At 69.6% G+C, this 11858-nt stretch carries 18 protein-coding genes; 2 read left to right on the top strand and 16 right to left on the bottom strand.

Translation table 11 applies throughout. The annotated features are described in order from the left end of the window. Positions 1-23: 23 nt before the first annotated feature. From ABZX40_RS13230 to ABZX40_RS13170, 13 genes are all read right to left on the bottom strand, one after another. Positions 24-947 (bottom strand): hypothetical protein, encoded by a 924-nt coding sequence (locus tag ABZX40_RS13230; RefSeq protein ID WP_355734743.1) that lies wholly within the window; start codon positions 945-947, stop codon positions 24-26. Next, positions 944-1756, bottom strand: a complete 813-nt coding sequence (locus tag ABZX40_RS13225; protein ID WP_355734740.1) for a PD-(D/E)XK nuclease-like domain-containing protein — start codon at positions 1754-1756, stop codon at positions 944-946. The genes ABZX40_RS13230 and ABZX40_RS13225 overlap by 4 nt, the downstream gene beginning before the upstream one ends. Before the next feature lie 53 nt (positions 1757-1809). After that, positions 1810-2028: a hypothetical protein gene (locus ABZX40_RS13220; RefSeq protein WP_355734737.1), complete on the bottom strand. Its 219-nt coding sequence runs from the start codon at positions 2026-2028 to the stop codon at positions 1810-1812. Continuing rightward, positions 2025-2219, bottom strand: a complete 195-nt coding sequence (locus ABZX40_RS13215) for a hypothetical protein (RefSeq protein ID WP_355734734.1) — start codon at positions 2217-2219, stop codon at positions 2025-2027. The genes ABZX40_RS13220 and ABZX40_RS13215 overlap by 4 nt, the downstream gene beginning before the upstream one ends. Before the next feature lie 23 nt (positions 2220-2242). Continuing rightward, on the bottom strand, positions 2243-2737 hold the full coding sequence (locus tag ABZX40_RS13210) for a hypothetical protein (RefSeq protein WP_355734731.1): 495 nt from the start codon (positions 2735-2737) through the stop codon (positions 2243-2245). After that, on the bottom strand, positions 2734-3315 hold the full coding sequence (locus ABZX40_RS13205) for a hypothetical protein (RefSeq protein WP_355734729.1): 582 nt from the start codon (positions 3313-3315) through the stop codon (positions 2734-2736). Before ABZX40_RS13205 ends, ABZX40_RS13210 begins: the two co-directional genes overlap by 4 nt. Further along, positions 3312-3665 carry a hypothetical protein gene (locus ABZX40_RS13200; RefSeq protein ID WP_355734726.1) on the bottom strand — a complete coding sequence of 118 codons (354 nt, stop codon included), beginning with the start codon at positions 3663-3665 and terminating at the stop codon, positions 3312-3314. The genes ABZX40_RS13205 and ABZX40_RS13200 overlap by 4 nt, the downstream gene beginning before the upstream one ends. Continuing rightward, the gene (locus ABZX40_RS13195; protein WP_355734723.1) at positions 3662-3958 is read right to left on the bottom strand and encodes a hypothetical protein; all 297 of its coding nucleotides are present in this window, start codon (positions 3956-3958) and stop codon (positions 3662-3664) included. The genes ABZX40_RS13200 and ABZX40_RS13195 overlap by 4 nt, the downstream gene beginning before the upstream one ends. Continuing rightward, positions 3955-4431, bottom strand: a complete 477-nt coding sequence (locus ABZX40_RS13190) for a hypothetical protein (protein ID WP_355734720.1) — start codon at positions 4429-4431, stop codon at positions 3955-3957. The genes ABZX40_RS13195 and ABZX40_RS13190 overlap by 4 nt, the downstream gene beginning before the upstream one ends. Positions 4432-4604: 173 nt before the next feature. Beyond that, the gene (locus ABZX40_RS13185) at positions 4605-4805 is read right to left on the bottom strand and encodes a hypothetical protein (protein WP_355734718.1); all 201 of its coding nucleotides are present in this window, start codon (positions 4803-4805) and stop codon (positions 4605-4607) included. Beyond that, positions 4802-5692: an HNH endonuclease signature motif containing protein gene (locus ABZX40_RS13180; protein WP_355734715.1), complete on the bottom strand. Its 891-nt coding sequence runs from the start codon at positions 5690-5692 to the stop codon at positions 4802-4804. The genes ABZX40_RS13185 and ABZX40_RS13180 overlap by 4 nt, the downstream gene beginning before the upstream one ends. A gap of 94 nt (positions 5693-5786) precedes the next feature. Next, positions 5787-6098 carry a hypothetical protein gene (locus tag ABZX40_RS13175; RefSeq protein ID WP_355734712.1) on the bottom strand — a complete coding sequence of 104 codons (312 nt, stop codon included), beginning with the start codon at positions 6096-6098 and terminating at the stop codon, positions 5787-5789. Next, on the bottom strand, positions 6055-6351 hold the full coding sequence (locus ABZX40_RS13170) for a helix-turn-helix domain-containing protein (RefSeq protein ID WP_355734709.1): 297 nt from the start codon (positions 6349-6351) through the stop codon (positions 6055-6057). The genes ABZX40_RS13175 and ABZX40_RS13170 overlap by 44 nt, the downstream gene beginning before the upstream one ends. Before the next feature lie 174 nt (positions 6352-6525). Between ABZX40_RS13170 and ABZX40_RS13165 the strand changes: the two genes are divergently transcribed. Continuing rightward, positions 6526-6993: a hypothetical protein gene (locus ABZX40_RS13165; protein WP_355734706.1), complete on the top strand. Its 468-nt coding sequence runs from the start codon at positions 6526-6528 to the stop codon at positions 6991-6993. 421 nt (positions 6994-7414) lie between these two features. After that, complete coding sequence (locus ABZX40_RS13160) at positions 7415-8713, top strand: integrase (protein ID WP_355734704.1); 1299 nt, start codon at positions 7415-7417, stop codon at positions 8711-8713. A gap of 477 nt (positions 8714-9190) precedes the next feature. On the opposite strand, the gene ABZX40_RS13155 is transcribed toward ABZX40_RS13160, so the two are convergent. The 3 genes from ABZX40_RS13155 to ABZX40_RS13145 all read right to left on the bottom strand — a co-directional run bounded on the left by ABZX40_RS13155 (position 9191) and on the right by ABZX40_RS13145 (position 11740). Further along, complete coding sequence (locus ABZX40_RS13155; protein ID WP_355734702.1) at positions 9191-9823, bottom strand: helix-turn-helix domain-containing protein; 633 nt, start codon at positions 9821-9823, stop codon at positions 9191-9193. 160 nt (positions 9824-9983) lie between these two features. Next, on the bottom strand, positions 9984-11069 hold the full coding sequence (locus tag ABZX40_RS13150) for a 1-aminocyclopropane-1-carboxylate deaminase (protein WP_355734699.1): 1086 nt from the start codon (positions 11067-11069) through the stop codon (positions 9984-9986). Then, entirely contained in the window at positions 11066-11740 is a 675-nt protein-coding gene (locus ABZX40_RS13145; RefSeq protein WP_355734696.1) for a GntR family transcriptional regulator, read from the bottom strand. Before ABZX40_RS13145 ends, ABZX40_RS13150 begins: the two co-directional genes overlap by 4 nt. Positions 11741-11858 lie beyond the last annotated feature (118 nt).

Here is an 11858-nt window from a genome sequence, read left to right as displayed (position 1 = left end):
CGGCCAGAAGACATCGAGGGGGATCACTGCCGTGCCCCCGATCCCGGCTGCGCGGCTGGCGGCCACTCGACCGGGCCCTCGCTCGACGTCGTTTCGGCGGTCGTGCGCTGGGCGGACTGCTCGGTGTACTGCTGCCGGATCTCACCGACCGTGACCCGCTGCTGCGGGAACTCCTCCTCCAGCGACACCTCGCCGCGGGTGACCGACCCGTAGACGATCTGGAGTTGCGCAACGTCGAGGTTCAGCCACCGCTCGGTCGGGCGCCCACGGTTCTCCTCCAGTTGCACAACGGAGACGCCGAGGTTCTCGAAGGCGGTCACAGCGTCGGCGATCCGCTGGGCCAGCGGCTTGTCTCCGGGGCCCTCCTGGAGAGTCCGGTTCGCGACCTCCTTGGCCTCTTCCCGGTACCAGTCCGGCAGCACCGTGAAGATCATTTCCCGGAGTCGTCGGGCACCGTTGTTCGTGTTGTTCTCGTAGACGTCCCGCGGGTCCTCCAGCGGCTTGCGTCCGGAGGACTTCGTGAACCGCACGTGCGGCACCACGAACGTCGTACTCGCACGCTCGTTGGACTCCAGGTCCCACGCCCACGCCTGCATCTCCGACTCGCCGGCCTCGTCGTCGCGGCGCAGCTCGTTCAGGCCGTGGTGGATGTTGCCCCAGCAGCGGGCCAGTTCCTTGGCGAACTGGATGGTCTCGCCGTTGACGTTGCCGTCACCGCGGTTGAAGCGGAAGAAGGAGCGGGCGGCGAGGGACTGCTGCCGGAACGCCTGCCGCATCTTGCGGGTGGCGGTCTCTTCGTTGCGCGGGAACTGGCGGGCGACGATGACCGCTGCCTGCACCTCCGCGACCGCGCGGGACTGCTCGACTGCCGTGCCCTGCCCGATGAACGCCGGAGCCGGGGCGGCAGGGGCGGCGAACTGCTGGTCGTTGATGGCGGGGTAGTTCACAGGTACTCCAGGGAGTCTCGGGTCTCGGCCCAGCCGGGCAGGGACACGGGGACGACGTCGTCGCTGTAGCCGGGCCAGTAGCCGGTCTCCGTGCAGCGGGCGAAGGTCTCCAGGGCGCAGCGGTTGCGGGCGGCGCCTATACGGCGGGCTATCGCGTCCACCTCGATCACGGTGATCACGTACGGGGCCGTCTTCTCCTGGCAGACGAAGACGAACGCCGCGGTCTCATCGGCGATGCCGAGGGCCTTGCAGGCGGACCGGTAGGTGTCGTCCTGCTGGTGGTAGCCGTACTCCTCGATCGCCTTCTCCAGGGCGTCCGGGGCGGCGGACCGGCAGGTCTTGTAGTCGGGGATGATCAGGCGTCCGGCGCGCGGGGCGGGCAGCCAGTCGAGTCGGGCGCGGCGCATGACGCCGGTCCTGTCGTCGCGCCAGAACAGGGACCGCTCGGGCGTGCCGTGGGCGGGGTCGAAGAGCAGGGAGGCGATGGGGTGGCGGCGCAGGGCGTCGGCCATGTCGTGGACCTGCCGGTACTCGGCGGGTTTGAGGGGGATCTCGCCTGCCTCGCGGGCGTCGGCCACCGCGGTCTTCGCCGTCGTGGTGTTCCACACCTCGTGGTCGATCTTCCGGAGGGTGGCGCCCTGTCCGAGGACGAGTTGGTGGGCGGCGTTGCCTAGATCGAAGACCTTCTTCGGCGGCTGTGGGTGGTCCTGCTCGTGCCGGAAGTGCGCGGGGCTGGACGGGGGGAGGAGCTTGCGGGCGCCGCTGGAGGAGAGGGCGTACCGGTGGGAGTGGTACTCCTCATTCGTCATGTCGTGGATGCCGGGCTCGGTGATAGGGCCGGAGGACGGTGCCAGCGGGCTTGTCAGAACGGTGGCATCCACTCGGGACCCTCCTTCGGCTCGGTGTCGGTGTGGCGCCACTGGATGCCGTCCTTGGTCTCGTGCCAGGCGCGCGAGTCCGTGCCCGCGTGGGGTCCGAGGACGCAGCGGCGGAGAGTGTCGGTGGCGGGGCTGTACAGGGCCTCAGGGCACTGCGGCCCGGCGGCCGGGGCCGTAGCCCCGACCGCCGTGGTGATGGTCATGCAGTACCTCCGGGCGGGCAGATGCAGGCTTCGGGGTGGTCGCACGCCATCTGCGCGTACGCGGCCTCGATCGGGCCCTCGTCCGGGTCCATGCGGTGGCGGGCTTCGGCGGCGATGCCCTCGGCGAGGCGCTGTTCGCGCTGACGGGCGACGAGGTACGCGACCTCGCCACCGACGCGGATCATGGGCACGCCCGCGTCCGGACCCGGGCGCCTCATGACGCACCGCCCCGGTCGGCGAGGCTGTACCAGCGGGCGTTCGGCTCCTCGTGCAGGACCAGGTGCCCCGCCTCGGCAAGCCGGGCGAGATCCCCGCCGGTCGTGCCCTTGCTGACCGGCCAGCCCTGCTTGCGCAGCACGTCCCGGGCGTGGCCGGACTTCCACCGGCGGTGCGGGTCCTGGCGGATCGCGTCGAGGAGTGCGTTCTGCCGGTCGGCGGCGGTCAGGGCCGGGGACCACCTGGGGCTCGATGCCGGGCTGCTCGCGGTGTCGATCGCCTCCCGCAGTACGGCACGCACATCCGGCGCGCAGTCCGGCAGCGGGCCGTCACCGAGGGCCGCGACCACGACAGTCGCGACCTCGGGGATCGTCGCCGCGCGGACCTCGGCCAGGTAGGCGTCAAGGGCGGCTTGGGCGTGCGTCTCGGACCAGACCGTCATGTCGCCCCGATCGGTGCGGATCATCAGAGCCAGGCGCTCACGGGCGTTCACGCGGCATCCACCTCACTGCGGGCGGCGGACTGCACAGTCCGGCCCACTGTGTACGCGTGCCGCAGCCACAACATCGACTCCAGATCCCACGAATACAGATCCGGCCCCGACGCAGGCCACCGAGTTGCCGCCTGCCCCCGCTCCGTCAGATACACGCCGTCCCACCCGGCGGCAGCCATGCCCGGCCAGTCCGGATACAGCTCCGCCACGAACGGCAGATCCGCATCAGCAGGGAACGCGTTCACGATCTCCACCAGGTGCTCGTGGCAGTCGATCAGCAGCAACCGGGCACGCGGGGCGGGGATGATCTCTGTGAGCAGCGAGTCACTGGTGTCGGTGTCCATCTGGCTGCGCTGCCACTCCAGCCACGCACTGTCCGCCGGGACTCCGGCGGCGCTGCGGGCCGTGACCGGGGCCGTCCACAGGCCGCTACCAGCTGCGGGCTTCACCCACCCAGTGCCGACGCCGACGATCGGCCGGAAGCAGGCAGGGTCGGCGGTGAGACTGACCTCGTGTTCGGGGTCGTGGGCGTAGACCTGCGCGGGAAGGGACGCAGAGGTGATCGTCGCGAGGCTCATGCGGTCCTCCGCTTCGGGTTGAAGCGGTCCAGCACGGTCAGCGCCATCTCGGCTTCGGCGGCCAGACGGTGCATGTCCGGCGAGGACACCTCGACCTGCGCCGTCTCCATCGCGGCGACGTCCTCGACCTGCTCGACCGCCGCGTCCAACTCGCCCTCGCGGCGGACCGAATGCACGACGTCCGACAACTCGTCCAGCGCGGCGAGGATCGCCTCACGGGATTCGTCCTCCCGCCAGTGCTGCACCAGCTGGACGAGCGTGTCGGCGCGGATCTGGTCGACGCGCAGGACGCCGTGGAGGTGGTTCACACCCAGCTCGAAGGACAGGGGCGGCTTCCGGGAGTGGATCATCGGGTGCCTCCAGCGGGGGCGGTGAGGAGCAGCAGGAAGAAGGCCGCCGACACGACGGCCTCATGCGCGGCAGCACGGACCGCCCGGCGCACGTCGTACAGGGCGGGGCCGACCGCGATCAGCAGCCGGTCAGCGACAGGCGAGTCGAGCGCGCGGCGTACGGCGGGACGCGGGTCGAAATCCGTGACCTCGGCGTCCACCACCAGCAGGAACAGACCCGACCAGACGGCCGTGCCCGCGACACCCAGCGACAGCGCGGATGCCAGATCGGCCAGCGTGAGGTGGTGCGTCACGACCCACCGCCCGTCTCGGGCAGATCCCGGCCCACGCGGTACGGGTGATGCAGCGGCGAGTCGTGCGGGTCCTCCACCGACGGCGCCAACAGCGCGGACAGGCGGGACGCCGAACGAACTGCGTCCGTCTCAGCCGCCATCCGCCAGTTGAACGCGCACGTGCTGCACGGCTGGCCGTAGGTGTAGCCCGCGCCGCACATCCGGCAGGTCTGCGGCGTGCCGAGCAGCAACGCCTCCAGCTCCGCGATCCGGTCCCGGTCCGCCCGCAGCGCCTCGGCAGCCGCCGACAACGCCTCGTTCGTGACATGCCGCTCCTCGCGCAGCGCAGCAACCTCAGCCCGCAGCTTGGTGACCATCTCCAGCAGCCAGACCAGATCCGCCCGAGCATGCAACACCAGCTCCGTGTCAGCGGGCAGCACGGTCGTCACCCGGCCCACCGCCACCGGGCAGCCCTCCACGTGCGTACGCACCACGCCCGACTCCAGATACCAGCGGCCCGCACTCGCCCCATCCACGCGAGCCCGGACACGGCCGAGCGCCTCATCCAGCAACTCGGGCACGTCCGTCCAGTGCGCGCCAAGCGGCAGCAACGGACGCCCCTCCACATCACGCCCCCACGGCGCCCCGGCGTTTGTGATCGGCTCGCTCACGACGCCACCCCCTCAGGGGCAAACTCCGCGTGCACCAGCGCGATCGCCGACAGGTAGTTCTCCACCTGCCACCGCCGCCACCGCGTCCAGTCCGGCCCGTAGTAGTCCGTGAACTCCGTGTCGACCTCGGCCAGACGCGACTCCTCCACGTCCTCCGCCCGCACCATCACCGGAGAGGTGATCGCCGCCGCGTTCACAGCGCCACCTCGCAGTCGTCCGCGGCAGCCACCAGCACCGCCACAGCCGACTCCACCGTCCGGCCCTCCACGTCACCCCACGCGGCGACGTGCATCTCCAGCCAGTACGGCTCCTCGTTCCACGCAGGCTCGCCATCCACCTCCAGGCGGCCAGCCAGCACGCGCACCGCCAACTCGGACAACTCCGACTCGCGGTGCGGGTTGTCGCCATGCGGCGAAGCCACGCAGCGGATCGCCGCCACGATCGACAGGGGGCGCGTCGAGTGCGGCGTGGTCATCACGCGGTCGAACGCGTCGGGGCAGTAGTCGCCCTGGTAGTGGCCGTTCATGGCGAGCAGCCGCGCCGCCGCCCGGAACACCTGCGGGATGGTCGTCGGCCGCGCCAACGGCGACTCGTGGAGCGGGAGAACACGAGCCCGCCGGTATCGCTGCTTACGGATGCGAGTGCACGCCTTGCAACGCCGCTTCCCGGCGTTGCTGGTGGCCGTGTTCACTTCGTCGTACGGGTGCCCCTGCGGGCAGTGGGTTCGGGGCTTGAGCTTCACGTCCTTGCGCCCCAGATTGATGAGGCCGCGACGTGTGTTCTCTGCCGGTGTCACCGGCTCAAGGTGGGTGGGGTTCACGCAGTTGCGGATCCGGCACAGGTGGTCGAGAACGAGTCCGTCCGCGACCGCCCCGACGAGCTGCACGTAAGCCGCCCGATGGGCACGCCACATGGTGCGGTTCAAGTTGATGAGGCCATAGCCCTTCGGGCTGAGCTGGCCTCCCCACTCCCAGCAACCGGTCTCGCCGTTGAGCTGGGTCTTGGCCCAGAACCGCTCTGGCAGGCGTCGGTCTCCGAACGGGACCAAGTCCACTGTCGGGATGGGTGGGATGATGGTTTGCAAGGTGATCCACTCCTTCACTGGGATCTGGTGGATTGCCGAAGTCGGGGGGCTGCTCAGGCGGGCAAGTCGGAGCGGCCCTTCGGCGTGGAAGGGGTCAGGCGGCGGCGGGACGGCGCCGACGCCGAGGGCGCGAGCGGCCGTCGACCTTGTTGCGCCCGATCTCCGCGATCACAGCAAGGTCCGAGTCGCTGAACATGATCTGGTTGGCCATGCGGCGTGACGGAAAGGCCGTACCGTCCTTGCGGTTCACGCCCCGCCGCAGCCAGTCCTGGCCGCGCTTGTCCTCGGGGTCCTCGGTCGCGAGGCCGAGCCGGACCGCGGCCTTCTTGAGGTTGTAGAAGTTCTCCAGAACGGGCTCGGGCTCAGACGTCTGGGTGGGGGCGGGCGGGGCCTTGGTCGGCGGCATAGCTGTCCTTCTCGTGAAGTTCCTCGGCGGGGGCGAGGAGTAGGCCGTCGTCGGGCTGGACTTGCAGGGCGGTGCGCAGGCGCGTGTACGTGGGGGGCCGCATGTCGCGTCGGGCGCCGGTTTCGAGCTGGCTGAGGTAGGGGCCGCTGATCCCGGCTTGCTGGGCGCAGTCGTCTCGGCTGAGGCCGAGTTCCTTGCGGCGAGTGCGGATGGCCGCCCCGTCCACCTGGAAGGTGGTTGGGGGTTGTTCCATGAGGAGAATCTAGCGACTCTAACTAGAGATTTCTACTTATACTCACTAGTAATCTCTAGAAATCTCTAGCCGTGAGCCCTTTTGGGCGACCCCAAGGTGCCGGATGGCGCCGATTTCCGGTCCGAGAGTCGACATTTCTGGCGGTAGCTAGAGGTAGCTGCCATGATGTGGCGCATGACGCCCCTCGCCGACAACACGGATCGTCACCTGCAGAAACTCGCTGCGCTGGTGACGCAGCGGCGCGTCACCCTTGAGATCAGGGACAAACGGGTCGCCGCGAAACGCTGCGGCCTGTCCGTTACGACCTACACCAAGGTCGAGGTCGGCCAGCGGGTCACGGACACCACCTACGCCAAGATCGAGTTGGGCTTCGGCATCCGCGCCGGCTCATGCAAGGCTGTCATCGACGGCTCCGCCGACTCGATCACCCTGGAAGACGGCACCGAACTGATCGAAGGCGCGGAACTGCGGAAGGTCGACGCCGACCGTTTGACCGACGCACTGCCCGGCGCAGTCACCAAGTCCGCCATCGCGACCGCGCCCGGACTGACCGGCGCACAGATGCAAGCCATCAGTGAAGGAATCATGGAGGAGCTGCAAAGACTCGGGATCATCCCTCCGGGCTCCGACCAGCGACAGTGACCGCCACGCGAGTGACGCGTTATCAAACCGTGACGGTAGTTGCCTGAAGAAACCTCACCAAACCCCCCTCACACACGCGTTCGCTATGTAACCCTGACGGTCCACCTGGGGGTTCTCCACTGCGACACCAAGGGGGAACCATGGCGACTGTGATCACCGTCGACAGCCCTGGCTTCTTCGGCCAGGTACTGGAGACCGGCGGACAGATCGTCTGCATCCTGGCCTCCGCAGCAGCCACCGAACCCAAAGTTCAAGCAACGGTGAGGCGACTCATGCAAGGTCAGGGAGTCGACTGCCGAAAGTGCCGCGGCTGCCCCGTCGGCCGGGCACAGTAGAACAGTCAGCACGCGGAGGCCGGCGGTAGGGGTACCTGCCGGCGTATCCGCGATCCACCAATCTGTTTCATCCGGGGGGATGACGCATGCCCTACGTCGAACAGCGCGGGAACAAGTTCCGCGTGAGGTGGTGGGCCGGCGAGTACCTCGACAGCGGCAAGAAGAAGTACGAGGGCGAGTCCGGCTTCGACACCTGGGACGAAGCCAACGACTACGGCCTAGACCGCGAGTACGAGGTACGGCACGGAAAGCACATCGCCAAGCAGAGCGGCGACATCCTGATGAAGGACTACACGCTGCCGATCTGGCTGCCTGATCAGGATCTGCGCCCCGAGTCCGTGAGGACGTACCGGTCGATGCTCAAGGCCCAGATCAACAAGCAATGGGGAAGGCGCCGTGTCGGCGACATCACCACGCCGGAGTATCTGGCGTGGAAGAACGTCCTGAACCGGAAGGTTGAGGCCAAGGAGCTTTCCCGCACATACGTTGATGACATCCTGATGCTCTTCGGCATGTTGATGATCGATGCCGTCACTCGCTACAAGTACCGCTCGGACATGCCCGTGCCTCCGGCCGCGCCGCGCCGCGGCAAGTACACGAAGAAGACGGTCCGCAAGAAGCGCCCGCTGGCAATCGGGCCGGTCTACCAGCTGGCCGTGAACGCCTACACGGTATGGGGGTTCACGGGCTGGGCGTACATCTGGCACTCCGCTTTCCAGGGAAACCGGCCTGGCGAGATGTACGGGCTCCAGAAGTCGTACCAGTGGCCCGCGTGGCCGATGAGCGAGCCCGATCGCGAACTCCGCGAGGAGGCGATCGAGCGGTACGGCAAAATGCCTGCGACGCGGACCGAGTTCCAGCACCAGTGGGTGGACGGGAAGAAGACGCTCACCTCGCCGAAGTACGAGTCGCAGCGGACTCTGGTCGCGGCGCCCTTCCTCACGGCCATGCACGAGGCGCTCGCCGTCTCCAACGCGTCGCCCTGGCTGTTCCCGGCTCTGGCCGGAGGGAACCTCCTCGGTGCCGCGTTCGACAGGGACTACTGGGGGCCGATCCGGGACGGTTTCGACGAAAGGTCCGCGCGGGTGGACTTCGTCCGGCCAGCCATCCCGCCGGTGAAGGAGTTCGAGGGCCTGCCGATCTACCGTCTACGGCACTGGATGCGCGAGTGCCTGGAGGAGGAAGGGCACTCGGAGACGGCGATCGAGACCCGTATGGGGCACGAGCTTGCGGGGATCCGGGGGCTGTATAGCAACCTCACGATCAAGATGGAGCGGGATATCGTGGAGTCGCAGCAGGCTCGGTGGGAGAGCTTCTTCGAAGCGGCTGGTGGTCTCTGGATTCCCCCGTTTCCCAATCCTCTCCCAGTGGATCAAGAGGAGTAGCTGTCCTCGCAGGTCACGGGCCATGAAATGACAGTTGCCCGATGATGGCGAAGTTGATCAAGCAGTACTCCGGGGAGTGGGAGATGACCGCGGTGGGCGAGTTCGTGAAGGGGCGCACGGTCCGGCAGATGGTGAAGCCGGCGGGCGCAGCGCTGTAAGGGTCGGCCCCCGCCGCGAACCCTCGGGGCACGTCTCCGCGGGGGCCTCCACCGCGTCGCCGCCGGGAACGGGCGGGGGACCGGGGCAGGAGACCAGGGCGGGATCCATGACGGGAAACCAGGACGAGGGATCCACCTGGGGGAGGACAACCCTCGCCCTGGCCGTAGGGCACAACGATCAGATCTGACACATGGCACGGGGCCAAGGTCGGGGCCGGGGTCGGTCGCGCGCGGGCGCAGGTACCGCCGCACCTCGGCGTCCGACGCCGTCCAGATCACCCGGCGATCAGCCCGAGGTCGCCCCAGGGTCAATCCAGGATCAGCCCGGCGTCAACCCGGCCCCCGTACCCCCCGTCCCCGCCCCGGCCCCCGTCCCCGCCCCAGCCCCCGCCCCCAACCCCTCCATCAGCAACCGCAGATACCGCCCCATGTGCCGCCCCTCCCCGTCCGCCAGTTCCGACGCCGTCGCGAGGCCGTGGGCCAGGCGCAGGATCTCCACCGGCTCCACGTCGGGACGCAGGGTGCCCTCCGCGCGGGCCGCGCCGACCAGGCGTTCCGCCGCGCAGTTGAGCGTCGTACCGCAGACCGTCGCCGCGTAGGTGTCGCCGTCCGTGACGGCGGAGCCGAGCAGCGCACGCAGGCCGCCGACCTGGATGATGCCGAGGCCGATCTCACCCAGCCAGGCCAGCAGCGCCTCGCCCGGCGGCAACGCGGCGGCGTGGACGTCCGCGCGGGCGGCCAGCGCCTCGATCCGGCCGACGTACGCCGCCTCCAGCAGGGCCTGACGGGTCGGGAAGTGGCGGTAGAGCGTGCCGGAGCCGACGCCCGCGCGCTTGGCGATCTCATCCAGCGACGCCTGCTCGCCCTGTTCGGCGAAGACCTCCGCGGCGACCTTCAGCAGCCGTTCATGGTTGCGCCGGGCGTCCGCGCGCATGGGCCTGACCTGCGCCATCCTGCACTCCTCGGAAACAGGGCCCCCACCGCAGGCCCGTCTCCCCGACTCTACCCAGCCGACCCGCCCGACCGACCCGCCCTGGGCCCGACGCTGCCCGTCCGCCCGGAGAAGCCGCCCGGCCGGGACACCGGGACACGCCACCCCGGGCACACATCGGCTAGAACAATCCGCTGTAACCGTTCAGCGCCGGCTGCCCGCCGAGGTGGGCGTACAGCACGGTCGACTCCGGTGCGATCTCCCCGCGCTCCACCAGATCCACCATCCCGGCCATCGACTTCCCCTCGTAGACCGGGTCGGTGATCATCCCCTCCGTGCGGGCGGCCAGCCGCATCGCGTCCAGGGTGCGGGCGTCGGGGATGCCGTACGTCCCTGCGTGGTAGCGCTCGTCGAGTTCCACGTCCGCCGCCGTCAGGGTGGCCCGTACGCCGATGAGGCGGCCGGTGCGGTCGGCGATGCGGGCGATCTGCTCCCGCGTACGGGCCGGGTCGGCGGACGCGTCGATGCCGAGCACCCGGCGCGGGCGTCCGCCCGCCTCCTCAAGGGCCCGGAACCCGGCCACCATGCCCGCCTGGGTCGAACCGGTCACCGAGCACACCACCACGGTGTCGAAGAAGACACCGCGTTCCCGTTCCTGCGCGGCGACCTCGTACGCCCAGCGGGCGAAGCCCAGTCCGCCGAGGGGATGGTCGGAGGCGCCCGCCGGGATCGGGTACGGCCGACCGCCCGACTCCTCGACCTCCCTGAGCGCCTGCTCCCAGCTCTCCTTGAACCCGATCCCGAACCCCGCCCGGACCAGCCGCACATCCGCCCCGGCCAGTCGGCTGAGCAGGATGTTGCCGACCTTGTCGTAGACCGCGTCCGGCCAGTCCACCCAGCTCTCCTGGACCAGCACGCACCGCAGCCCGGCGCGGGCGGCGACTGCGGCGACCTGCCGGGTGTGGTTCGACTGCACCCCGCCGATCGAGACCAGCGTGTCGCAGCCCTGGGCGAGCGCGTCCGCGACGAGGTACTCCAGTTTGCGGGTCTTGTTGCCGCCGTAGGCGATCCCGGAGTTGCAGTCCTCCCGCTTCGCCCAGAGCGCCGCCCCGCCGAGCCGCTCGGTGAGCCGTTCCAGCGGATGCACCGGGGAGGGACCGAAGAGGAGGGGGTAGCGACCGAAGGACTCAAACAACTCAAAGGGTTCGGAGGTGTCGAAGGGTTCGGAAGTGTAGGAGGTGTCAGAGGTGCCGGAGGTGGATGTCATGACGGGGCTCCTGGGACAGGTGGGGCGGCGGGTTCGGACAGGTCGGCGAGGGTGTGCCAGATGTCCGCGGTGATCCGGACGGCCTCCTCCGCGTCCCCGGCCGCGCACGCCTCGATCAGGCGTTCGTGCAGACCGGCGGAGCGGCAGTTGCCGCCCTCGCCGAAGCGGCGGCGTTCCAGGCGGCGGATCAGCGGGGTGTAGCGGGCGACGGTCGCCGCGGCGGCGCGATTGCCGCTCACCCGCAGCGGTACGTCGTGCAGGTCGTCGTCGGCGCGCAGCGCGCTGTCCACGTCTCCGGCGGCCACGGCGGCGGCGAACCGGTCGTTGGCGGCGCGCATCAGGTCCAGGTCCGGGGGGCGCAGCCGGGGGACGGCGGTCCGGGTGACGAGTTCGTGCATCGCGCCGACCACCGCCGCCGCGTCCCGCACCTCGGCGGCGACGACCGGGGTCACCCGGGTGTAGCTCTGCGGCTTGCTCTCCAGCAGCCCCTCGTCCACCAGCCGGGAGAACGCCTCGCGCACCGGCGCCCGGGACAGTCCGAGCCGCTCGGCGAGTTCGGCGTCCCGGACCACCGTGCCGGGTGCGATCTCCCCGGCGACGATCGCGTCCCGGAGGGCGGTGTAGGCACGGTCCCGGAGCAGGGTGCGGCCGACGGGCCGTAGGGCGGTCATGATTGAAATGTTAGATGTCAGTGAGCGGGATGAGAAGGGTCCGGACAGGTGCCGCGAGGTGAGATATATACGCGGCGGTCGGTGTCCGGACCCCGATGTGCTGATCCGCCGCGCGTTA

The sequence above is a fragment of the Streptomyces sp. NPDC004610 genome, from assembly GCF_040609715.1.
Lineage (GTDB): Bacteria > Actinomycetota > Actinomycetes > Streptomycetales > Streptomycetaceae > Streptomyces.
The sequence above is the reverse complement of the archived record's forward strand: the minus strand, read 5'-3'. Positions and strand labels throughout refer to the sequence as shown.